The sequence below is a fragment of the Mesorhizobium sp. genome, from assembly GCF_024509055.1.
Lineage (GTDB): Bacteria > Pseudomonadota > Alphaproteobacteria > Rhizobiales > Rhizobiaceae > Mesorhizobium.
On the sequence record NZ_JANINM010000388.1, the window covers coordinates 1 to 22,073 of the forward strand.

18 protein-coding genes and 1 pseudogene are annotated in these 22,073 nt (G+C 63.1%); 6 read left to right on the plus strand and 13 right to left on the minus strand.

From position 1 onward, the window contains the following. From Q0L57_RS19695 to Q0L57_RS19710, 4 genes and pseudogenes are all read right to left on the minus strand, one after another. Positions 1–989, minus strand: a 989-nt coding sequence (locus tag Q0L57_RS19695; RefSeq protein ID WP_296744703.1) for an ABC transporter ATP-binding protein, incomplete at its 3' end; no start/stop codon positions are given. A gap of 373 nt (positions 990–1,362) precedes the next feature. Continuing rightward, positions 1,363–1,770 carry a GNAT family N-acetyltransferase gene (locus Q0L57_RS19700; protein WP_296744704.1) on the minus strand — a complete coding sequence of 136 codons (408 nt, stop codon included), beginning with the start codon at positions 1,768–1,770 and terminating at the stop codon, positions 1,363–1,365. A gap of 40 nt (positions 1,771–1,810) precedes the next feature. Then, positions 1,811–3,490 carry an NAD+ synthase gene (locus Q0L57_RS19705; protein ID WP_296744705.1) on the minus strand — a complete coding sequence of 560 codons (1,680 nt, stop codon included), beginning with the start codon at positions 3,488–3,490 and terminating at the stop codon, positions 1,811–1,813. A gap of 77 nt (positions 3,491–3,567) precedes the next feature. Then, positions 3,568–4,280: pseudogene (locus Q0L57_RS19710) on the minus strand (DNA-3-methyladenine glycosylase I). Positions 4,281–4,447: 167 nt separating this feature from the next. Between Q0L57_RS19710 and Q0L57_RS19715 the strand changes: the two are divergent. Next, entirely contained in the window at positions 4,448–5,056 is a 609-nt protein-coding gene (locus Q0L57_RS19715) for a DedA family protein (RefSeq protein WP_296744706.1), read from the plus strand. 27 nt (positions 5,057–5,083) lie between these two features. Here Q0L57_RS19715 and Q0L57_RS19720 read toward each other — a convergent pair whose 3' ends face one another. Together Q0L57_RS19720 and Q0L57_RS19725 are read right to left on the minus strand one after the other, a co-directional pair. Then, positions 5,084–5,443 (minus strand): diacylglycerol kinase, encoded by a 360-nt coding sequence (locus tag Q0L57_RS19720; protein WP_296744707.1) that lies wholly within the window; start codon positions 5,441–5,443, stop codon positions 5,084–5,086. 77 nt (positions 5,444–5,520) lie between these two features. After that, entirely contained in the window at positions 5,521–5,940 is a 420-nt protein-coding gene (locus Q0L57_RS19725) for a GFA family protein (protein WP_296744720.1), read from the minus strand. Positions 5,941–6,259: 319 nt separating this feature from the next. Here Q0L57_RS19725 and Q0L57_RS19730 point away from each other — a divergent pair, with 319 nt between their 5' ends. The 3 genes from Q0L57_RS19730 (at position 6,260) to Q0L57_RS19740 (ending at position 8,521) form a co-directional block, all read left to right on the plus strand. Next, complete coding sequence (locus Q0L57_RS19730) at positions 6,260–7,330, plus strand: GGDEF domain-containing protein (protein ID WP_296744708.1); 1,071 nt, start codon at positions 6,260–6,262, stop codon at positions 7,328–7,330. A gap of 89 nt (positions 7,331–7,419) precedes the next feature. Then, positions 7,420–7,794, plus strand: a complete 375-nt coding sequence (locus Q0L57_RS19735) for an antitoxin Xre/MbcA/ParS toxin-binding domain-containing protein (RefSeq protein ID WP_296744709.1) — start codon at positions 7,420–7,422, stop codon at positions 7,792–7,794. Next, on the plus strand, positions 7,754–8,521 hold the full coding sequence (locus tag Q0L57_RS19740; RefSeq protein WP_296744710.1) for an RES family NAD+ phosphorylase: 768 nt from the start codon (positions 7,754–7,756) through the stop codon (positions 8,519–8,521). Before Q0L57_RS19735 ends, Q0L57_RS19740 begins: the two co-directional genes overlap by 41 nt. On the opposite strand, the gene Q0L57_RS19745 is transcribed toward Q0L57_RS19740, so the two are convergent. Together Q0L57_RS19745 and Q0L57_RS19750 are read right to left on the minus strand one after the other, a co-directional pair. Next, positions 8,518–9,222, minus strand: coding sequence for a hypothetical protein (locus tag Q0L57_RS19745; RefSeq protein ID WP_296744711.1), 705 nt, complete (start codon positions 9,220–9,222; stop codon positions 8,518–8,520). The genes Q0L57_RS19740 and Q0L57_RS19745 overlap by 4 nt on opposite strands. Before the next feature lie 52 nt (positions 9,223–9,274). Then, a complete protein-coding gene (locus tag Q0L57_RS19750; RefSeq protein ID WP_296744712.1) occupies positions 9,275–9,838 on the minus strand; it encodes a DUF4337 domain-containing protein in 564 nt (187 codons plus the stop codon). A 184-nt stretch (positions 9,839–10,022) separates the two neighbouring features. Here Q0L57_RS19750 and Q0L57_RS19755 point away from each other — a divergent pair, with 184 nt between their 5' ends. Next, positions 10,023–11,612, plus strand: a complete 1,590-nt coding sequence (locus Q0L57_RS19755) for a glycosyltransferase family 39 protein (RefSeq protein WP_296744713.1) — start codon at positions 10,023–10,025, stop codon at positions 11,610–11,612. Between the two features lie 60 nt (positions 11,613–11,672). Here Q0L57_RS19755 and Q0L57_RS19760 read toward each other — a convergent pair whose 3' ends face one another. From Q0L57_RS19760 to Q0L57_RS19770, 3 genes are all read right to left on the minus strand, one after another. After that, positions 11,673–13,046: a class II 3-deoxy-7-phosphoheptulonate synthase gene (locus Q0L57_RS19760; RefSeq protein WP_296744714.1), complete on the minus strand. Its 1,374-nt coding sequence runs from the start codon at positions 13,044–13,046 to the stop codon at positions 11,673–11,675. 193 nt (positions 13,047–13,239) lie between these two features. After that, a complete protein-coding gene (gene mfd, locus Q0L57_RS19765) occupies positions 13,240–16,737 on the minus strand; it encodes a transcription-repair coupling factor (protein WP_296744715.1) in 3,498 nt (1,165 codons plus the stop codon). Positions 16,738–16,751: 14 nt separating this feature from the next. After that, entirely contained in the window at positions 16,752–17,039 is a 288-nt protein-coding gene (locus Q0L57_RS19770; protein ID WP_296744716.1) for a succinate dehydrogenase assembly factor 2, read from the minus strand. Positions 17,040–17,131: 92 nt separating this feature from the next. Here Q0L57_RS19770 and recG point away from each other — a divergent pair, with 92 nt between their 5' ends. After that, positions 17,132–19,240 (plus strand): ATP-dependent DNA helicase RecG, encoded by a 2,109-nt coding sequence (gene recG / locus Q0L57_RS19775; protein WP_296744717.1) that lies wholly within the window; start codon positions 17,132–17,134, stop codon positions 19,238–19,240. Here recG and Q0L57_RS19780 read toward each other — a convergent pair. Next, on the minus strand, positions 19,192–19,944 hold the full coding sequence (locus Q0L57_RS19780) for a DUF502 domain-containing protein (RefSeq protein ID WP_296744718.1): 753 nt from the start codon (positions 19,942–19,944) through the stop codon (positions 19,192–19,194). The genes recG and Q0L57_RS19780 overlap by 49 nt on opposite strands. A 106-nt stretch (positions 19,945–20,050) precedes the next feature. Next, the gene (glmS, locus tag Q0L57_RS19785) at positions 20,051–21,874 is read right to left on the minus strand and encodes a glutamine--fructose-6-phosphate transaminase (isomerizing) (protein WP_296744719.1); all 1,824 of its coding nucleotides are present in this window, start codon (positions 21,872–21,874) and stop codon (positions 20,051–20,053) included. Positions 21,875–22,073 lie beyond the last annotated feature (199 nt).

Consider the following 22,073-nt stretch of genomic DNA (forward strand, 5'->3'; position numbering starts at 1 on the left):
TCGACCAGTTCCTCCATGTCGTTGATCGAGCGCTGCAGGTTGCGGATATGCGTGCCGATGTCACGCAGATAGCCCTGCAGGACGAAGAACGAGGTCAGCACGAAGGCAACGTCGCCGGCGCTCGCCTGGCCCCATGCCCAAAGCAGCAGCGCCAGGCCGATCACAGCCGCCCGCATCAGGAGCAGCATCGCTCCCTGCAGGGTGCCGTTGACCGTCCCGCGCACCCAGGTGCGGCCGGTGCGCTGCCGCCATTTGGCAACCACGCGGGCAAGACGCGCTTCCTCGCGCAATTCTGCGCCGAAGCCCTTGACCACCGCGTTGCAGCTCACCGCATCGGCCAACGCGCCGCCCAGGCGCGTATCCCACGAATTGGCAAGACGCGCCGCCGGCGCGACGTAACCAAGCGACAAGATCGCGGTGATGCCTATGAACAGCACGGAGCCGATCGCCACGACCACGCCCATCATCGGCCAGAACCAGCCGAGCAGCAGCGTCGAGCCTAGAAGCATGACGATCGACGGCAGCAGCGCGATCAGGATCGTGTCGTTGAGCAGGTCGAGCGCCCACATGCCGCGCGTGATCTTGCGCACTGTCGAGCCGGCGAAACTGTTGGCGTGCCAGTCCGTCGAGAAGCGCTGCACCCTGTGGAAGGCGTCGGCGGCTGTGTCCGACATCATTTTGAGCGTCAGTTCAACAATCCACATGAAGGCGGCATTGCGCAGCACGACGCCGGCCAGCGCCAGTGCAATCAGCATCGAGAAAGCCGCGATCGCGGCATTCCACGCGACCTCGTCCGCGCCGGCGCTGCTGGCGACGGCGTCGACCAGACGGCCGGAATAGAGCGGGGTCAGCACATCCGCGAGCGTCGCGAGCAGGAACGCGCCTATGATGAGCGACAGCCGCCAGGGCTGCCGGCGCCAATGGCCAAAAGTGAAGCCAAGCACGCTGCGAAAGGCGCTCGCGCGCAGGTCGATCTTGAAACGAGCCATGATGTCATCCGGGCGCAATTGTGCCCGGTCCCGATAAAGTCAAATTGGAAAAACCCGCGGGTGGCGCCGTGACGCCTTGCAATGCGGAGGTTCAGTATGTTTGGCCGCGCACACTCAGGCGGCGACCGACAGCGGCAAAAGCCTCTTCTGCGTCCGGCGCTCCGAAAATCGTCCGGAGCGGTGACGCAGACCTAGGCCTCGCGGCCTCGCATAACGATGTCAAATCCTGCCATACGGTCCTCCCCAGAGGGAATCGCGGGAGAGGTTCTTATAGGGGCGACCCACCACCTCGCCAAGCCAGACTGTTCCCAAAACGACATCTGGTTCAAGCACTGGTGCTATTCTGCAACAACGACCGGTTGTGCCCCCGCATTCAGGCAGAGGGCTTGCGCTCCAGTCGCATGTAGCGACCGTCGGCCTTGAACCCGAACTTCTCATAGAGACCGTGGGCGTCGTTGGTCGAAAGGCTCCAATGCACGACCGTCTTCATCTCGGGATGGTCGATAAGAGCCTGCACGAGTCGTATGCCGATCCCTTGCCCACGATACCTCTGCCATATGATGACGTCGCACAGATAGGCAAAGACGGTGTAGTCGGTGATCGCCCTGGCGAAGCCGACCTGCACTCCTTCGACATAGGCGCCGACGCAAAGCGAGCTTGCGAAAGCCCGTCGATGGAGCTCGTCGTTGCGTTCGGCTCCCCAGTAACTGGCCATCAACTGGTCTGAGGTCGCGCGGAAATCGATCCGCGACGGGTCGAAGCTGATTTCAATGTCGGGCATGGACAAGACTGCGATCGTGTTGGCGGTGGGTCGAAGGTGCCTAACCGCGGTCCCGGAACCGGTTGGTGATCGGGTAGCGGCGGTCGCGGCCAAAATTCTTCTTCGTGATCTTCACGCCAGGTGCTGCCTGCCTGCGCTTGTATTCGGCGATATAAAGCAGATGCTCGATTCGGTTGACCGTAGCGCGCTCATGGCCGCGCGCGACGATGTCGTCGACGCTCATCTCGTTCTCGACCAGGCATTCCAGGATGTCATCCAGCACCGGATAGGGTGGCAGCGAATCCTGGTCGGTCTGGTTCTCGCGCAGCTCGGCCGACGGCGCCTTGTCGATGATGTTGTTCGGAATGACTTCGCCGGACGGCCCGAGCGCGCCCGGCGGCACATGCGCGTTGCGCCAGCGCGACAATGCGTAGACCTGCATCTTGTAGAGGTCTTTGATCGGGTTGAAGCCGCCGTTCATGTCACCGTAGAGCGTCGCGTAGCCGACCGACATCTCGCTCTTGTTGCCGGTCGTGACCACCATGGAACCGAACTTGTTCGAGATCGCCATCAGGATCGTGCCGCGTGCACGGCTCTGCAGATTTTCCTCGGTAATGCCTTCCTGCGTGCCCTCGAAGAGCTGGGTGAGCGCGTGCCTGAAACCTTCGACGGGCTCGAAGATCGGAACGATGTCGTAGCGGCAGCCGAGCGCCCTGGCGCAATCTTCCGCGTCCTTGAGCGAGTCCTTCGAGGTATAGCGATAGGGCATCATGACGGTGCGCAACCGCTCCTCGCCGAGCGCATCGACGGCCAGCGCCGCGCAGATCGCGGAATCGATGCCGCCCGAAAGGCCGAGCACCACGTTCTTGAAGCCATTCTTGTTGACGTAGTCGCGCAGGCCGAGCATGCAGGCGCGGTAGTCGGCCTCTTCCCTGTCCGGAATCCTCGACATCGGGCCTTCCGAGCAGACCCAATGATCGCCCTTCCGCCGCCAGGTCGTGACGTCGACCGCGTCCTCGAACTGGCTCATCTGGAAGGCGAGCGTCTTGTCCGCGCCGATGGCGAACGAGGCGCCGTCGAAGATCAGCTCGTCCTGGCCGCCAAGCTGGTTGGCATAGATCATCGGCAGGCCGGTTTCGATGACCTGCCTGATGACGACCTGGTGGCGAACGTCGATCTTTGCGCGATAGTAAGGCGAGCCGTTCGGGACCAGCAGGATTTCCGCCCCGCTTTCGGCCAGTGTCTCGCAGACGGCGATGTCGCCCCAGATATCCTCGCAGATCGGAATGCCCAACCGAACGCCGCGAAAATTGACCGGTCCTTGCAGCTCAGGCCCGGCCTGGAAAACGCGCTTCTCGTCGAACTCGCCGTAGTTCGGCAAGTCAAGCTTGTAGCGCTCGGCAATGATCTTGCCGCCGTCGGCAACGACAATCGAGTTGTGCGTGCCGGACCGGCGCTTCAGCGGCGTGCCAATGATCACGCCCGGGCCGCCATCGGCGGTGTCGTTGGCGAAATCCTGCGCTGCCTTTTCGCATGCCTTGAGGAAGGACGGTTTCAACACCAGGTCCTCCGGCGGATAGCCAGCCAGGAACAGCTCGGTATAGAGCACCAGGTCCGCGCCCTGCCGTGCCGCGTCCGCCCTCGCCTCGCGCGCCTTTGCCAGGTTGCCGGCGACGTCGCCAACGGTTGGGTTAAGCTGGGCGACAGCAATGCGCAGGATGTCGGGAGCGGTCTGGGTCATGTGATGGGTTTAGCTTGGCCGAAATCGGTCGGCAATGGCGATCGTTTGTACCAAATCCGCTGCCCGTGGATGGGACCCTAGTCGCCCATATACTCGCTCAAGGCTTCAACCGAATGGTTCTCGCCTATCGACATCGCCAGGATGCGCGAAATGTGCCGCGCGGCAGACCGCTCTCGGCCGACCACCGGTTGATCTGGGCCTGGATCTTGTCGAGGTCGCGTTTGGAGGTCGGGCTCTCGGCGATATCGAGGCCGGCGTCGCGCAACGCAGCCGCCATATCGGCCGACACGACGAACGTGTCCCACTCCAGCCAGCGCAGGAAATACTGCCCGGTGTTGCCGCCGAGCCGACTGCCATGCTTGGCGAGGTAGGCGGTCAGCCCGACCTGGTCGTCGGCCGGCCAGTTGGCGATGAATTTGCCGAAGCTGCCATGCTCCTTCGATACCCGATCGACGAAAATTGCGTTGTCTCGCACCGACTTGATCTTCTGTGGATTGCGCACGATGCGGCTGTCGGAAGCCAGCTCGTGCCAGAAATCGTCGGGTTGGAACAGCAGCCGCTTCGGCTCGAAGCCGAGGAAAGCTTCCTCGAAGCCCGGCCATTTCTGCTCGATGACGCGCCAGACGAAACCGGCGGCAAAGATGCGCTCGGCCATGGTCGAGAGGATTCGGTCGTCCGGGACTTTCGCCACCGCCGCATTGTCGGGCATCGGCCCGAGCAACGGCGACAACGCTTGCTCACCGCCCTTGCGCTTTGCCGCCCGGGCACGAATCTTCTGGAAATCGAGCATCGCCGGTCCTCGCCTCTCCGATCAATCTACCACTTCCCGTCAGGCAAGGTAGTCTCTACCTCTATCGTGGCTCTGGCGATGGAAGACATCATGCGAAGGACGACAGGAGACCTGGCGGATATGGCCGATCGGATCGGCAGGCAGTTCCCTGCGCGGTCCGCGACGCAATGACCGAGGCCATCCATCGTCTGATCGAGCAGTATGGACTGTTCGCGGTCTTCCTGGGTTGTCTTGCGGAAGGTGAGAGCGCCGCGATCCTGGGCGGCTTCTTTGCGCATCAGCAGGTTTTCGTGCCTTGGCAGGCCTTCCTGGCCACGTTTCTCGGCGCGTTCATCGGCGACACGTTCTTCTTCACCCTTGGCCGCAGCTTTGCCGAGCATCCCTTTGTGCGCAGGCTGCGTCGGCGGCCCGGCTTCCGCCGCGCCTATCACCTGCTCAATACCCATCCCAACATTTTCGTTCTGACGAACCGCTACATCTACGGAATGCGCCTCGTCGGCGGGATCGCAGCCGGACTGTCCACCGTGCCTGCGCCGCGCTTCGTCATCCTCAATGCCATCTCATCAGCGGTCTGGGCCGCACTGTTCGGCACGCTGGGCTATGTCTTCGGCCTCGGCGCGGAACGCCTGATCGGCCAGGCGCTGGCCCGGCACGAGCGCCTGCTCATCGCGCTGGCGGTCGGTCTCGGCGTGGCGGTCCTTGCCTGGCTGGTTGCCCGGCATTTCGCTGGAAGGGAACGTGCCAAGGACGCGAAGGAAGATCAGGCTGCTTCCTGACGTTCGATAGTCTTGCGTCCGGCCGATTCAGATCGGCGCGCCGGTGATCCGCTCAATGATGGCGATGCCCCATACGCCGGCGGCTATCGCGATCGAAATGAGAACCGCCAGCGAGCCGCAGTCCTTGGCAAGCTGGATATCAATGTGGAACTCGCGCGAGATCGCATCGCAGGCCGCTTCGATACCGGTGTTGAGCACTTCGACCATGATGAGGAGCAGGACCGCCCCGATCAGCAAGGCATAGCCGCGCCATGATACCGAGATGAACCAGCCGGCCGGCAGGGCGAGCACGAACAAAAGCAGTTCCTGCTGGAAGGCTTTTTCATGGGCGGCCAGCTTGCGGAAGGCCCGCACCGAATTGATGAATGCATCGACCAGCCGCTGCATGCCCAGCCCCTCTTTGAGTCATTGGCAGGGGATATCGCAACGGCCGGATCAATGGAATAAGCCAATACCTCCAAAAATCATTCGTCCGCGACCTTTATCGACGGCGTCGACTTCTCGAACTGCGGCAAGCTATCGTCGATCGAATAGTAATCGCCCTTGTCGCCGACGAAGATATGGCTTTCGGCGGAAAGACCGGACGGTCTGTCGAACGACCCCGCCATGATCGAGATGGTGTCCAACTCATTATGTTTCCAGAACAGCAAGGAACCACAGATGCGGCAAAAGCCGCGTTTGGCGACGCCGGAAGCGCCATACCACGTGACGCCTTCAGTTCCCTCTATGTCGATGTCGGCATCATTGGAGGAGGTTGCAGCGACGAAATGGCCACTCTGTTTGCGGCATTGCGAGCAGTGACAATACACGACCCCGCGCAACCGGCCCCTCGTTTTGAAGCGAACCGCGCCGCATAGGCATGATCCGCTGTGATTGTCTTCCATTCCGGCCTCCTTCGGCATTACCCGATCCACCACGCTGACAGAATTCCAGCTTTGCGGATGCCTGGCATAGGCAAATGCGACACCAGGTGGCCGCGATTCGGAGACCGTTCCCGCAGAGGCATTGCAGCCTGTGGTAGCGAAGACAATGAGGAAATGCAGGCCATTAAGGAAACTTTAGCGCAACCGCATCTATGATTCCTGCAAGCGAAGGTCGTGGTAGGGGATGCATCTTCGCATCCGCAATTCCGATCCAAATCCCCTCCCGGGCAACGACCGGCCGAGGCAGGCCGAGGTCGCTCTCAAGGGGGAACTATTGAATATGCAGCCGGCAGCCGTCCCTACCGACAGGAATACCGACATCGCCAGCACCGTGGTTGCGACCATGCGCCAGCTCGGAGTGCTCGGACTGCCCCGCAACTACGAAATTTTCTACGAAGCTCTGAGCGGCAGCAACCGCGAGCTCAGTCTTGCCGTGGTCTCCTTGAGCAACCGGCCCACCCAGGAGGATCTCGACAACATCGGTCGCACCTTCCTTCCCCAACACCACGGCCCCTCCATCGTCGAGAACGCCCGGGACGCCATTGCCAAGGAGCTCGAGGATGTCGCAGCTCTCCTCAGGAGTGAGCGTACGCATATCGAGAAATATGGCCGTATCCTCGACGAAACGTCGAGTGGCCTCAACAACCGCAGCCTGCTTTCGCAGGAATTGCTGCACAAAATTGCCAGCGCCATGTCGGCCGCCACCAATTCAACGCTGGATCACAATCGCCAGTTCTCCAGCACGCTCAGCGACAAGACCGCTGAGCTCGAAAGCGTCAAGTCGAAGCTCGAGGAATACAAGCGTCTGGCCAACACCGACCCGTTGACCCAGATCTGGAACCGGCGTGCCTTCGACAAGGAGATAACCCGGATCTACAACAGCAACCGGGGGATCCTGTTCAACGCCCTCATCCTTGCCGACATCGACCGCTTCAAGGACATCAACGACCGCTACGGCCACCCGGTCGGCGACAAGATTATCCAGATCATCGCCGATATCTTGCAGTCCAGCGTTCGCGCCGACATGTTCGTGGCCCGCACCGGCGGCGAGGAGTTTGCGATCATCGTCGAGGGCGCCGGCGAGGACACCACTTATGAGATCGCGGAACGTATCCGCGTTTTGATCGAACAGACGCCGTTCACCAGCAGCCAGACCGGCATGAATTACGGCACCGTGACCCTATCCATGGGCATCTGCATGGCGTCCGAGGCCGAGAGCGCGGAAGACCTCTACACCAAGGCCGACCGGGCGCTCTACCGCTCCAAGGTCAGCGGCCGCAACCGCGTCACCAGGCATTCCACCATGGCCGGCCGCGCCGGCAAGGGCTGGCTGCTCTACAAGAAGGACTGAGTTTCGGCAAAAGCCACGCCGAACATCGCACGCCCTTTCCAAGTGAATTTTTGTGGACTATATTTTCTACAGAAATGAATGGGTGCGCAATGGAACGTCCAGTCGCCATGACGGCGGCGGAGAATGCCGTCATAACCAAGGCCACGCTGCGCGCGGCCGACCTGCTCGACATAACCGCGAAGACACTCGCCCTTGTCATCGGCGTGTCCGAGGCAACGGTTTCGCGCATGCGCAAGCAGGAATTCCTGCTTGAGCGGGGCACCAAGCCGTTCGAGCTCGCCGTACTATTCGTCCGCCTGTTCCGCTCGCTCGACGCCATAGTCGGTGGCGACGAAACCGTGGCCCGGGCATGGCTGAAGAGCCCTAACACAGCGCTCGACGCTACGCCGCTTGAGAAGATCCTGACGATTGCCGGACTTGTCGATGTCATCGCCTACCTGGACTCCCGACGCGCTCTCGTCTGAGGCCGTCAGCCTCGAAGGCAAGTACTGGCGCATGGTCGAGGCGCAGCATCGCGTTTCGACGCTTAAGCTTGTCGACACGCTCGACGAGCAGACGCAGTTGGAAAACCTGATCGAGGAAACCAAGCCGCAGATCCCGCTCGAATGCCGCCACCTTCACTACCTGCTGGCGACCCCCTTCCGCTACGGTTCGGTCTACCCTTACGGTTCGCGCTTCCGCCGTTCCGGCAAGACCAAGGGGGTCTACTATGCCGCCCAGACCGTGCTGACGGCGGTGGCCGAGATGGCCTTCTACCGATTGCTGTTTTTCGCCGAGTCGCCGCAAACGCAATGGCCGAGCGATGCCGCCGAATACACTGCCTTTGCCGCCGCTATAAAATGCGACCGGGCTATCGACCTCAACCGGCCGCCACTCGACCGCGACGAGAAGGCATGGACGCATCCGACCGACTACGCCGCCTGCCAGGCCATTGCCGATGTCGCGCGCGAGGCGGAAATGCAAGCCATCCGCTACCGCTCCGTGCGCGATCCGAAGGGCGCCAACATAGCGCTGCTGACCTGTCGCGGCTTTGCAAAGGCGAAGCCGCTGGAACCGCAAACCTGGCGCATTCGCATCGGCTCGTTCGGCATCCAGGCCATTTGCGAATTTCCGGAAAGGCGGATCGAGTTCTCGCGGACTGCCTTCGCCGACCCACGGCTGTCGACCATGCTCTGGGAGCGCGGGCGCTAGGCCAGGATGTTCACCGCCCGCGCGGCCACAAGCGCGATGGTCAGCAGCGAGATCATCGCCTCGGCCATCATCAGCAATTTTGCGCGCTGGGTGAGCGGCATGGTGTCGGTCGGCGAGAAAGCCGTGGCATTGGTGAAGGCGAGGAAGACATAGTCGACGAAGCCGGGCAGCCAGTCGCGGGCTTCGCGATCGGGCAGCATCATCTGCGGGAACAGGAAATCGGCCTGGGCGCGCTTGACGAGGCCGCAGGTCGGCGGGCCACCCCGGTCGGTGTTCCAGAACCATAGCGCGAAGACGATGACGTTGGTCACCCAGATGTTGAGCGCGTCGACGAGAAGCGTCGTGCCGCCACCGGCATGGCCTTGCAGCAGTGCCCGCACCAGGAAGACCAGCGATCCGCAATTCATCAAGCTGATGACGCCGGTCATCGCCAGTGCCGTCCGGCGAATGAAGACGCGAAACCGACCGATCGCGTACCAGTGTTCGTTGTCGACGGCTTTTTGCGTCTGCATCTGCGTCCAGGCCGTCGCTATCGACAGGGGCACGAGGAGCGCGGCTTCGATCGCAGGCGCCAGCCAGCGCGGACCGAACGACAGGTCGTTGATGACCAGAAGCTGCAGGCAAATGATCACGAGAACCGCGGCCCGGGCCAACCAGAAGTCGAGCGCGCGGTGGTGGATGATGGCATGCTCGTGGCGCATGGCGAATCCTGACTGCGGGATGGCAACGGGCGGAGCGTGACCTCCCTACCCGTCAGACATACGCGAAACCGGCCGCGATCATGCCCATCGCGCCCAGGGCCAACGACGCCATCCAGGGCCAGCGCTTGCCATGAGTGATGATCGACAGCGTCGCGACGGCGATGGAAATGTGCAGCAGCGTGACGCCGAATGTCAGCACGTGATGCCTGTGCTCACGAACCTCGCTGTCGCGGAGCTTTTCATCGACCTGCTTCTCGAACTCGGTCGCCTTGGCCTGTATGTCCGCGCTGTCGGCTTCGTTTCGCTTCGCGTTGGCCTGGAACTGGTCGGCGGCAGGGCCGCCCATGGCGGCCGCGATCTCATAGCTGTTCTTCTTTATGCTCTTGGCCTGGAAGAAGCCCCACTGATCGCTCGCCTTGTTCTGCAGATAGGCGGCCTCGCTCTTGTCGTTGATCGCCTCGGCGGTTTCGAGCGACTCGAAACTGCCCACCGTTGCGGCCAACACGGCCAGCACCGCTATCGTCACCGAGACCGTGGTCAGAAACGGATTGCCCTCATGCGCGGCATGTTCGGCATGTTCCGCGTGTTCCAGATGTTCCTGTGTTTCGTCTTCCATTTGCCGTCCCCACCGGAATCCTGCCGGATTATATGGTTTCAGCAGAGACACCTCCTCGGAAATCTTGGTCTTGCGATGGTATTGAAAACATACATTTTCGTAAGGTTTGCTGTCGGGGCTATTGGAAAATCCCGCTGGTGTGATTTAAGCGCGCGCAATTGAGCCGGTGTGACCAAAGACACGCATGTCAGGAACCAGTGAACCCGTGAATGTTTGGCCGGCAACTGATCTGGTACCGGCTACCAGCAGTCGACCGGCGTCGCGCTGGGACGATCTGTTGCGTCAACCATCGCATTTCCTGGCACTTCTCTGCCTTGCCCAGCTTCTGTGCTGGACCATCATGCCGGCAATCGTCAACGTCGGCCCGCCTGGCGACGTCGTCGAGGGGTTCATGTGGGGCCGCGAATGGACCCTGCTGACTTACAAGCACCCGCAACTTCCGTGCTGGCTATTGGAAATCAGCCATCTGCTGACGGGGTCGTTTCGCTGGCCGCAATATCTGCTGTCGCAACTCACGGTCTCGACTACCTTTGTCCTTGTCTATCTGCTGGCCCGCGACATCATGGGCTCGACACGCGCGCTGGCCGCCGTTCTGCTGATGCCGACCATATATTTTTTCGGCTGGCCAACACCGCAATTCAACCATGACTATGCGCAGATGCCGTTCTGGGCGGGCATATGCCTGTTGTTGTGGCGCGCGGCACGCGACGGAAAACCGGTCTGGTGGCTAGCCCTGGGTCTCGTCTCGGCTATGGGGCTCTATGCCAAGTTCTCCACCGGCCTTCTGCTGTCATTCGGCGCCGTGTGGCTTTTGTACGACCCCCGCGCCCGCCGCCAGCTTGCCACCCCCTGGCCGTGGCTCGGCCTGGCGATTTTCCTCGCGATCGTCGCGCCGCTGGCCGTGGCGCTTTACAGGATGGACTTCCTGCCCCTGACCTATGCCTCTATGCGCAACGAGTGGGTGCTGGTCCACCGCGCCCGCCTTTACTACATCGGGGTTCAGCTCGCCGCCCTGTCCGGGTTCGCCGTCGTTCTTGGCCTGTCCGGCCTTTTGCGGCGACCTGTCCAGACCGAGCCGGCACCTTTGCGGCGCCACCCTGCCCCCGAACCACGCGCGGTGATCTATCTGGTGTGGATGGGCCTTGGGCCTGCGCTTCTGGTGATGGCCGCCTCGCTGTTTACGGGCACTGGCGAGTCCTGGGGGGCGACGATGTACAACCTGGTCGGCGCCGTGGCCATCGCGCTGTTGGGTGAGCGTCTCGGAACAAAGGAGCTTCGCCGGCTGGCGATCCTTTCGCTGATCTGCGTCGTTGGCGTATCCAGCGGCTATGCGGCGGGACGCTGGACAGGTTGCAACGAGCTCGGACATCTGCAGCCCGTCTGTTGGCCGGCGCGGTCCGTTTCGGAAGCGGCCGAAACCATCTGGCACGAGAGCGTGCCCGGGCGCCTGGGTATCGTCGGCGGCGATGACACCGTCGCCATGCTCGCGGGGCTCAACGCCCCGGACCAGCCTTCGATTTTCACGGCGCTCGACAAGCGACTCGCGCCGTGGATCACCGAGCAGCGCCTGCACGAGCAGGGCATGCTGCTAGTCTGGCACGGCAACGGGCCTGCTTCCCCACAGTTCAAGGCCTGGATTGCCGGCCTGCCGGTCAAGACCGTTCTTTTCGACTGGTCACGTAAGTCGCCGCCGATAGCGGTTAACTTTGCCGTCGTCCCGCCGGGGAAAACCAGCTTCCCTGGTAATCCGCCAGGACCTCCAGATCCGGACTAACAGCCTCGGACGGACAGGCGACGCCGAATCTCTTCGGCGTGCCTTGCCAAACCTGATTGCTCAGCCGTTGGCGGCCTGCTTGTGCTGGACCGGATGGCTCTTCTTCAACAGGTCGGAGACCAGGAACGCGAGTTCGATCGCCTGGTCGGCGTTGAGGCGCGGGTCGCAATGGGTGTGATAGCGGTCCTGCAGGTCTTCCGCAGTGATGGCGCGCGCGCCACCCGTGCATTCGGTGACGTTCTTGCCGGTCATCTCGACATGGATGCCGCCCGGATGCGTGCCCTCAGCGCGGTGCACTTCAAAGAAGGTCTGCACTTCCTTGAGGATGCGATCGAACGGACGCGTCTTATAGCCGGCAGCCTCGATCGTGTTGCCATGCATCGGATCGGACGACCACACGACGTTGCGGCCCTCCTTCTTCACCGCCCGCACCAGCTTCGGCAGGTGCTCGGCAACCTTGTCCGAGCCAAAGCGGGCGATCAGCGTCAGCCGGCCAGCCTCGTTCTCCGGGTTGAGCAGGTCGATCAGTTCGAGCAGGCCGTCCGGCGTCAGCGACGGGCCGCATTTCAGGCCGAGCGGGTTCTTGATGCCACGGCAGTATTCGACATGCGCATGGTCGGGCTGGCGCGTGCGATCGCCGATCCAGATCATGTGGCCGGACGTCGCGTACCAATCGCCTGAAGTGGAGTCGACGCGGGTCAGCGCCTCCTCATAGCCCAGCAGCAGCGCTTCGTGGCTGGTGTAGAAATCGGTCTCGCGCAGCGAATAGTTGGTTTCCGAGGTGATGCCGACGGCCTTCATGAAATCCATCGTCTCGGTGATGCGGTTGGCGAGCGACTGATATTTCTCGCCCTGCGGGCTATCCGCCACGAAGCCGAGCATCCAGCGATGCACGTTTTCCAGGCTGGCATAGCCACCCTGCGCGAAGGCGCGCAGAAGGTTGAGCGTCGCGGCCGACTGGCGGTAGGCCATCTCCTGCCTGGCAGGGTCCGGAATGCGCGACTTGGCGTCGAACTCGATGCCGTTGATGATGTCGCCGCGGTAGCTCGGCAGCGTCACGCCGGCCTTGGTCTCATTGTCGGACGAGCGTGGCTTGGCGAACTGGCCGGCGACACGGCCGACCTTCACCACCGGCTGCGCGCCGGCGAAGGTGAGCACCACCGACATCTGCAGGAAAACGCGGAAGAAGTCGCGGATGTTGTCCGCGCCATGCTCGGCGAAGCTCTCGGCGCAATCACCCCCCTGGAGCAGGAACGCCTCGCCCGCGGCGACCGCCGCCAGTTGCTTCTTCAGCTTGCGTGCCTCACCGGCAAAGACCAGCGGCGGAAAGGTGGCGAGTTGAGCTTCCGTAGCCTTCAGCACCGCAGGGTCCGGATAAGCGGGGACCTGCTTGATCGGCATTGCTCTCCAAGAATTCGGCGACCATTTTGTCATCGCTGCACCCAAACGCCCTTTCAGTGCAACTCCAGGAAAAGTGCGAAGCGATTTTCCGTCCGGAATTGCGTCAAACAAATAAACAGGCGCCCTCGCCTGCAAATCCACCCTTAAGCAGGGTCGCGGCTCCATACACGAAGCCGATTACCTATTCTAGCCGGGTTTTTCAGCAGTGGCGAATGGTCCGATACCGTTAGGCCGCCTTGTCGACCAGGCGCGCCAATTGGGTCATGACCACGGCCGATCCTGCCAGTCGCTTCTCGGCATTCGGCCAGTCGCGGATGAAGACCACGCTGTGATCCGCCCTGATCTTGGCGAGCGAGCCCTGCTCGCCGATGTACTTGACCAGGCCGACCGGGTCGGGGAATTCGCGCTTGCGGAAATGGATGACGACCCCTTTGGGCCCGGCATCCAGCTTCTCGACATTGGCCTTGCGGCAGAGCGCCTTGATGAAGACGATCTTCAACAGATGCGTCACCTCTTCCGGAAGCGGTCCGAAACGGTCGATCAGTTCGGCGCCGAAGCCATCGATCTCCTCGGTGGTTTCGAGGTCGCCGAGCCGGCGGTAGAGCGCCATGCGGAGCTGCAGGTCCGGCACATAGCTTTCGGGGATCATCACGGCGGTGCCGACCGCGATTTGCGGCGACCAGCCGCCATCCTGCGCCTCGCCCGTATCCTTCACCTCGGCCACTGCTTCTTCCAGCATCTGCTGGTAGAGCTCGAAGCCGACCTCCTTGATATGGCCGGACTGCTCTTCGCCGAGCAGATTGCCGGCGCCACGGATGTCAAGGTCGTGGCTGGCGAGCTGGAAGCCGGCGCCGAGCGTGTCGAGCGACTGCAGCACCTTCAGCCGGCGCTCGGCCGTATCGGTGAGCTTGCGGTTGGCCGGTAGCGTGAACAGCGCGTAGGCGCGCACCTTCGACCGTCCGACGCGGCCGCGCAGCTGATAGAGCTGGGCCAGCCCGAACATGTCGGCCCGGTGGATGATCAGCGTGTTGGCGGTTGGGATGTCGAGGCCGGATTCGACGATGGTCGTCGACAGAAGCACGTCGTACTGGCCATCGTAGAAGGCGTTCATGATGTCGTCGAGCTCGCCCGGCGGCATCTGGCCGTGAGCAACCGCCACTTTCAACTCCGGCACGGATTCCTTCAGGAAATCATGGATTTCGGCAAGATCGCTGATGCGCGGCACCACATAGAACGAATGGCCGCCACGATAGCGTTCGCGCAGCAGCGTCTCGCGGATCACCAACGGATCGAAGGGCGAGATAAAGGTGCGCACCGCCATGCGGTCGACCGGCGGCGTTGCAATCAGCGACAGTTCGCGCACGCCGGTCAGCGCCAGTTGCAGCGTGCGCGGGATCGGCGTCGCCGACAGCGTCAGCACATGCACATCGCTCTTGAGGTCCTTCAGCCGCTCCTTGTGCTTGACGCCAAAGTGCTGCTCCTCGTCGATGATCAAAAGCCCGAGGCGCTTGAATGAGATCGAGCTGCCGAGCAGCGCATGCGTGCCGACAACGACATCGACCGTACCGTCGGCGATGCCTTTCTTGGTCTCGGCCAGTTCCTTGGAGCCGACCAGGCGCGAGGCCTGCGCGATGCGGATCGGCAGGCCCGAGAAGCGCTGCGCAAAGGTCTTGAAATGCTGACGCGACAGCAGCGTCGTGGGCACCACCACGGCGACCTGGAAACCCTCCATCGCAGCGATGAAGGCGGCGCGAAGCGCCACTTCCGTCTTGCCGAAGCCGACGTCGCCGCAGACCAGGCGGTCCATCGGCTTGCCGGCGCCGAGGTCGTCCATGACAGCATCGATCGCCGTCTGCTGGTCGTCCGTCTCTTCATAGGGGAAGCGCGCGGCGAACTCGCCGTACAGGCCCTCGGCCGGGATCATCGCCGGCGCCGCGCGCATCTGCCGCTCGGCAGCGATGCGGATCAGTTGCCCCGCCATGTCGAGCAGGCGCCGCTTCAGCCGCGCCTTGCGCGCCTGCCAGGCGCCGCCGCCAAGCTTGTCGAGCGGTGCCTCGGCCGAATCCGAGCCGTAGCGCGACAGAAGCTCGATGTTTTCAACCGGCAGGAACAGCCGGTCGTCGCCGGCATAGTGGATTTCGAGGCAGTCATGCGGTGCGCCCACCGCCTCAATGGTGCGCAGGCCGACGAAACGGCCGATGCCGTGGTCGGCATGCACCACGATGTCGCCCGCCGACAGCGACGAGGCCTCGGCGATGAAATCGGACGCGCGCTTCTTGCGCTTCGACCGCCGGATGAGCCTGTCGCCGAGGATATCCTGTTCGGCAACGACCACCAGATTGTCGGTCTCGAAGCCGGATTCGAGCGGCAGCACGGCAAGACCTGCCTGCCCCGGCTCGAGCTTTTCGACATCGGCAAGCGTCGCCACAGGCTTCAGATTGCCGAGATGGTGTTCGGCGAGAATCTGGCCGAGGCGGTCGAGCGAACCTTCCGTCCAGCCGGCGACGACGACACGGCGGCGCGCGGCGCGCTCGTCAGCGATGTGTTTTACGACAACATCGAAAACGTTGATGTTCGGGTCAGCGCGTTCCTCGGCAAAACTGCGCCCTTGCCGCGAGCCAGCGTGGAACACCTTCTTGCCCCCGACGTCGGGCGCATCGAAGACGGTGAAGTCGATATCCTCGCGCGGACCGAGCGAAGCCTTGAGGTTCTCGGGCGAGAGGTAGAGCAGGTCCGGCGCCACCGGCTTGTAGGGCACGGCATCCTTGAGCGCGCTGTCGGCCTGCTTCCGGCGTGCCTCATAGTGATCGAGGATCAGCGTGTGGCGCTCGGCCAGCGCCTCATGCGCCAGATGGTCGAAGACGACAGGCGCATCCGGCAGATAGTCGAACACCGTCTCCAGCCGCTCGTAGAAGAACGGCAGCCAGTGCTCCATGCCGGCAAAGCGCCGCCCCTCGCTCACCGCCGCATAGAGCGCGTCGTCGCGCGACGGCGCGCCGAAGGCCTCGATGTAGGAGCGGCGGAACCGGCTGATCGTCTCCGGCATCAGCGCCACTTCGCTCATTGCCTGCAGCGACATCGATTTGCGCTGCCCGGTCGTGCGTTGCGTGGCGACGTCGAAGACCCGGATCGATTCCAGCGTATCGCCGAAGAAGTCCAGGCGCAGCGCTTCGCTCCAGCCCGGCGCGAAGAGGTCGAGGATACCGCCTCGCACAGCGAATTCGCCGAGGCCGCGCACAGTCGGCACGCGTTCGAAACCGGAGGTCTCCAGCCGCGCGACCAAAGCATTCATGTCGATCTGGTTGCCGGGCTTGGCGTGAAAAGTCTGTGCTTCGATCAGTTCGGCCGGCGGAATGCGCTGCAGGAGCGCATTCGCCGTGGTGAGGATAACCGCCCGATGCGGCTTCCTGGCCAGCGCGATCATGGCGGAGAGTGCGGCGAGCCGTCGCGCGGCCGCATCCGCCCCCGGCGACACGCGATCGTAGGGCAGGCAGTCCCAGGCGGGCAGTTCCAGCACGGGCAGGCCGGGCGCGGCAAAGGCCAGCGCGTCGATGATCGCGGGGAGCCGCTGGCCGTCGCGCGCCACGAACAGCACCGGCTTGTCGGACGCGATCTCCTGCGCCGTTTGCACCAGCGCGAAGGCTTCGTAGCCGTCGGCGACACCGTCGACGATGAACTGGCCGGCGCGTCCCTTTGGCAGGCCGATGGAAGGAATGAGGCTCATGCTTTATGCGTTTTTCAAAATATCATGGTCCGCCGCGACGCCAGGATCTTCTGCAGCACCGCGCAATCGATATCGGACGGAACCGGGCGTTCGCCGGTGATCATCGGCAGGAATTCGGTGTCGGGGATTTCGAGAAGCATTTCATATTGGTCTATTTCATCACCGGTCAAGGCGCCGATCTCGGCATCGGCGAAGGTACCGAGAATCAAATCCATCTCGCGCATGCCGCGATGCCAGGAGCGGAACAGCAGCTTGCGCCGGCGGGCGTCCAATCCCTCGCTTGATCGCTGTGTCCCGGTCATGGCTCCGCATCCCTGTTCGAAGCGGCGCATATAGCGTGGATAGAGGCTGGTGTCAGCCTTGCGTTGCCTGCGTCGCGACATAAGCTGACACCATGCGTCCTTCCATCCTCGATCCTCTGTTCGTCCCGATCACCTCGCTTGCAGGCATAGGCCCGAAGGTGGGGACGCTTGTCGAGCGGGTCGTGCCGGCCGATCTCGGCGATCGTGCCGCGCGCGCGGCCGACCTGCTGTTCGTGCTCCCCAACACGGTGATCGATCGCCGCAACCGTCCCGGCATCGCGCATTCGGCTGAAGGCCAGATCGTGACCCTGGAGGTGCGGGTCGACCGTCATCAACCGCCGCCGCGCGGCAACAGGTCGGTGCCTTACCGCGTCTACGCGCACGACGACAGCGGCGAGGTCGCGCTGACCTTCTTCCATGCCCACGCCGCCTACCTGCAGAAGATGCTCCCCGAAGGCGAACGCGTCGTGATCTCGGGCCGCATGGAATGGTTCAACGGCCGACCGACCATGGTCCATCCCGATCATATCGTCTTGGCAAGCGAGGCCGAGGGGCTGCCGCTGGTCGAGCCGGTCTATCCGCTTACCGCTGGCCTTTCGGCGAAAGTGCTGCGCCGGGCGATCGGCCAGGCGCTCGGTCGCCTGCCCGAACTTCCCGAATGGCAGGACGACGCCTTCATGCGCCGCCAGACCTTTCCGACCTTCGGCGATGCGCTCGGCCGCGTCCACCATCCGGCGGACCCGATCGATGTTGCCGTCGAGGGTTCGGCCTGGCGGCGTCTGGCCTATGACGAACTGCTGGCCGGTCAGGTTTCGCTGGCGCTGGTGCGGGCAAAGATCCGCCGCCTGTCGGGCCGGCCGCTGACGGGCGACGGCCACATCGTCGAGAAGCTGCGCGCGGCCCTACCCTACAAGCTCACCCCATCCCAGGAATTCGCGCTGGGCGAGATCAATGCCGACCTCGCCGACCCCGAACGCATGCTCCGCCTGCTGCAAGGCGATGTCGGCTCCGGCAAGACGGTGGTTGCCCTGCTCGCCATGGGGCGTGCAGTCGAGGCAGGAGGCCAGGCGGCGCTGATGGCGCCGACGGAAATCCTGGCGCGCCAGCACCTGGCGACGATCGCGCCGCTGGCGGAGAAGGCCGGCCTGCGCGTCGCGATTCTGACCGGCCGCGAGAAAGGTCGAGAGCGCACCGAAACATTGGCGGGGCTTGCCAGCGGTGCGATCGACATCGTCATCGGCACGCATGCGCTGTTCCAGGAAAGCGTGACCTTCCACGACCTCGTCCTTGCCGTCGTCGACGAGCAGCATCGCTTCGGCGTGCATCAGCGGCTGGCGATCACCGCGAAGGGAGATGCGCCCGACATGCTGGTGATGACGGCGACGCCCATCCCGCGCACGCTGGTCCTTACCGCCTTCGGCGACATGGATGTCTCGAAACTGACCGAGAAGCCGGCCGGCCGGCGGCCGATCCGCACTGTGACCTTGCCCATGGAGCGGCTTGACGAACTGGTCGGACGCATGCGCGACGCCGTCGCCGAAGGGCAGAAGATCTACTGGATCTGCCCGCTGGTCGAGGAATCGGAAGAGATCAAGCTGATGTCGGCGGAGGACCGGTTCGCCTCGCTGAAGCCGCTGTTTGGCGACCGGATCGGCTTAGTGCACGGCCGCATGAAGGGCGCAGAGAAGGACGAGGCGATGCGCGCCTTCAAGGAGGGCGAAACCCGCATCCTGATCGCGACCACGGTGATCGAGGTCGGCGTCGACGTGCCCGACGCCACGATCATGGTCATCGAGCATGCCGAGCGCTTCGGCCTTGCCCAACTGCATCAGTTGCGCGGACGGGTTGGCCGCGGCGACAAGCCCTCGTCCTGCGTGCTGCTCTACAAGGAACCGCTCGGCGAGACGGCGAAGCGCCGGTTGTCGGTGATGCGCGAGACCGAGGATGGCTTTCGCATCGCCGAGGAGGACCTGAAGCTGCGTGGCGAAGGCGAACTGCTGGGCACCCGGCAGTCGGGTACGCCCGGCTTCCAGGTCGCGCGCATCGAGTTCCATGCCGATCTGCTCGAAGCCGCGCGCGACGACGCGCGGCTGATCCTGTCGCGCGATCCGGAATTGCAGTCCGAACGCGGGGAGGCACTTAGGCTGCTGCTTTACCTGTTCGGCCGCGATGAGGCGGTTCGGCTGCTGCGCGCCGGCTGAGCGCCAAGCGCGGGATTGGCAAGCGCTCCATCGACCGGTTCGCCGTTCAGCGTCACCAGCTTGGCCTTGACTTCCGGCGCCACCATGCCGGCCGAAACGATAAGCTTGGCGCCGTCCTCGATCGACATGTCGAGCAGCACGATCTCGGATTTGTGCACATACATCAGGAAGCCGGTGGTCGGGTTCGGCGTGCAGGGCATGAACACGGCGATCAGCGGATCGCCTTCCTGGTCGAGCTTCTGGTTGATTTCGGTTTCCTTCTCGCTGGCGACGAACACCAGCGACCAGACGCCCTTGCGCGGATATTCGACCAGCCCGACCTGGCGGAACATGTCGCCCTTGTTGGACAGCACCGTTTCGAAGATCTGCTTCAGCGAGCCATAGATGCCGCGCACCAGCGGCATTCGGCCAAGCAGCCGCTCGCCAAAGTTGACGATGGCTCGTCCGACGATGTTCGCCGTCAGGAAACCGATCAGCGTGATCAGCACCAAAGCCACGATCAGTCCGAAGCCTGGAACCGGGAACGGCAGGTAAGTGTCGGGGTTGTAGCGAACCGGGATGTAAGGCTTCACCCAGGAATCGACCCAACCGATGAGCGACCAGGCGATATAGACGGTGATCGCCAGCGGCGCACAAACGATGAAGCCGGTCAGGAAATAGTTCCTGAGTCGGGTCATGCCGGAGGTCTTCAGAGCGTCGGACATGGGTTCACCGCGGCGCAGGTTGCGTCGCTGAGATTAGTGAACCGCAATCGGGTTTGGAACTGCGAAGTTTTTAAAGAACGCCTTCCTCGGCAGTACGTATACCCGGCTATTCCACCGTCACCGATTTCGCCAGATTGCGCGGCTGGTCGACGTCGGTGCCCATGAACACCGCCGTGAAATAGGCCAGCATCTGGATCGGCAACGCATAGATGATCGGTGCGATGATCTCCGGCACGTCCGGCAGGATGATCGTCTCCATCGTCTTCACGCTCGCCTGGGCCGCGCCCTTGGCGTCGGTGATCAGGATGATCTTGCCGCCGCGAGCCGCCACTTCCTGCATGTTCGAAACGGTCTTTTCGAAAATGCGGTCATGCGGCGCGATCACGATCACCGGCATGTTTTCGTCGATCAGCGCGATCGGCCCATGCTTCAGCTCGCCGGCGGCATAGCCTTCGGCATGGATGTAGGAAATCTCCTTGAGCTTCAGCGCCCCTTCCATGGCGAGCGGGAAGTTGGTGTCGCGACCCAGATAAAGCACATCCTTGTAGCGTGAGAGCTCGCGCGAGATGCGTTCGATCTGCTCGTCGAGCTTCAGCACCTGGGTTGCGAAGCGCGGCGCCTCGGAGAGTTCACGCACCAGCTGCCTTTCCTGCTCGCGCGAAATCATGCCGCGGGCAACGCCGGCGCGCACGGCAAGAGCAGCCAGCACCGACAGCTGGCAGGTAAAGGCCTTGGTCGAGGCGACGCCGATTTCCGGTCCGGCAAGCGTCGGCAGCACGACGTCCGATTCGCGGGCCATGGTCGATTCGCGCACATTGACGACCGCGCCGATCTTCATGCCGGCCTTGCGGCAGTAGCGCAGCGAGGCCAGCGTATCGGCGGTCTCGCCGGACTGCGAGATGAAGAAGGCCGCGTCATTGGCCGACAGCGGCATCTCGCGATAGCGGAACTCGGAAGCGACATCGATGTCGACCGGCAATCGCGCATAGCGCTCGAACCAGTACTTGCTGATCAGTCCGGCGAGATAGGCGGTGCCGCAGGCCGAGAGCGCGAGCCGGCCGATCTTGGCAAAATCGAAGGGCAGTTCGAGCGGCTTCGACACGCCTGAGACGAAATCGACATAATGCGCCAGGGTATGCGAGATCACCTCGGGCTGCTCATGGATTTCCTTCTCCATGAAGTGACGCCGGTTGCCCTTGTCGACCATAAAGCTGGTCGACAGCGACTGCTGGCGCTTGCGGTCGACCTTGTTGCCGTCGATGTCGTAGATGGTCACGCTGTTGCGGCGCACCTCGGCCCAGTCGCCATCCTCCAGATAGGTGACCGAATTTGTGAAGGGGGCCAGCGCAATCGCGTCGGAGCCCAAAAACATCTCGCCATCGCCATGACCGACCGCAAGCGGCGGACCGTTGCGGGCGCCAACGATCAAATCCTCGTCACCCTTGAACATGATCGCCAGCGCGAAGGCGCCGTGCAGCCGCTTCAGCGCGCGATGCGCGGCCTCGACCGGCTTCAGCCCCTTGGCCAGTTCCCGCGCCACCAGATGAGCGACGACTTCGGTGTCGGTCTGTGACGAGAAGGCATAGCCGTCGCGCACCAACTCCTCGCGCAATTCGGCGAAGTTTTCGATGATGCCGTTGTGGACGATGGCAACGCCTTCTGAGAAATGCGGATGCGCATTGGTCTCGTTCGGCACGCCATGGGTTGCCCAGCGCGTGTGCCCGATGCCGATCGTACCCTCGAGCGGCTCTTCCTTCAGCCGGCGCTCGAGATTGATCAACTTGCCTTCGGCGCGGCGACGGCCGAGCTTCCCGCTCTCGATTGTGGCGACACCAGCGGAGTCGTAGCCGCGATATTCAAGCCGCTTCAGCGCATCGACGATGAGCGGCGCGACCTGCTGCTGGCCGACAATTCCAACGATACCGCACATGCCGTTTTGCCCCGATTCCCGCAGAACCCAGCGCTATCTAGGGATTGCCGGCCTGCCGTAAAAGTCACTTTGCGTTTCGTTCCGTGTCACCGGAACCGGTCTCGAACAGATGGACCTTCTCAAATTGCCCTTGCCATCCGGTTACCGCAAATGCCCGTCTCACGGCACCGCAGGCTGGCGGCGCTCGCCGGTCGCCATT

Excerpts from the sequence above, each read along its gene's own strand:
- Q0L57_RS19700 (WP_296744704.1), bottom strand. The coding sequence starts at position 1,770 with ATGCCCGACATTGAAATCAGCTTCGACCCGTCGCGGATCGATTTCCGC.
- Q0L57_RS19705 (WP_296744705.1), bottom strand. The coding sequence starts at position 3,490 with ATGACCCAGACCGCTCCCGACATCCTGCGCATTGCTGTCGCCCAGCTT.
- Q0L57_RS19715 (WP_296744706.1), top strand. The coding sequence starts at position 4,448 with ATGACCGAGGCCATCCATCGTCTGATCGAGCAGTATGGACTGTTCGCG.
- Q0L57_RS19720 (WP_296744707.1), bottom strand. The coding sequence starts at position 5,443 with ATGCAGCGGCTGGTCGATGCATTCATCAATTCGGTGCGGGCCTTCCGC.
- Q0L57_RS19725 (WP_296744720.1), bottom strand. The coding sequence starts at position 5,940 with ATGGAAGACAATCACAGCGGATCATGCCTATGCGGCGCGGTTCGCTTC.
- Q0L57_RS19730 (WP_296744708.1), top strand. The coding sequence starts at position 6,260 with ATGCAGCCGGCAGCCGTCCCTACCGACAGGAATACCGACATCGCCAGC.
- Q0L57_RS19735 (WP_296744709.1), top strand. The coding sequence starts at position 7,420 with ATGGAACGTCCAGTCGCCATGACGGCGGCGGAGAATGCCGTCATAACC.
- Q0L57_RS19740 (WP_296744710.1), top strand. The coding sequence starts at position 7,754 with ATGTCATCGCCTACCTGGACTCCCGACGCGCTCTCGTCTGAGGCCGTC.
- Q0L57_RS19745 (WP_296744711.1), bottom strand. The coding sequence starts at position 9,222 with ATGCGCCACGAGCATGCCATCATCCACCACCGCGCGCTCGACTTCTGG.
- Q0L57_RS19750 (WP_296744712.1), bottom strand. The coding sequence starts at position 9,838 with ATGGAAGACGAAACACAGGAACATCTGGAACACGCGGAACATGCCGAA.
- Q0L57_RS19755 (WP_296744713.1), top strand. The coding sequence starts at position 10,023 with ATGTCAGGAACCAGTGAACCCGTGAATGTTTGGCCGGCAACTGATCTG.
- Q0L57_RS19760 (WP_296744714.1), bottom strand. The coding sequence starts at position 13,046 with ATGACAAAATGGTCGCCGAATTCTTGGAGAGCAATGCCGATCAAGCAG.
- mfd (WP_296744715.1), bottom strand. The coding sequence starts at position 16,737 with ATGAGCCTCATTCCTTCCATCGGCCTGCCAAAGGGACGCGCCGGCCAG.
- Q0L57_RS19770 (WP_296744716.1), bottom strand. The coding sequence starts at position 17,039 with ATGACCGGGACACAGCGATCAAGCGAGGGATTGGACGCCCGCCGGCGC.
- recG (WP_296744717.1), top strand. The coding sequence starts at position 17,132 with ATGCGTCCTTCCATCCTCGATCCTCTGTTCGTCCCGATCACCTCGCTT.
- Q0L57_RS19780 (WP_296744718.1), bottom strand. The coding sequence starts at position 19,944 with ATGTCCGACGCTCTGAAGACCTCCGGCATGACCCGACTCAGGAACTAT.
- glmS (WP_296744719.1), bottom strand. The coding sequence starts at position 21,874 with ATGTGCGGTATCGTTGGAATTGTCGGCCAGCAGCAGGTCGCGCCGCTC.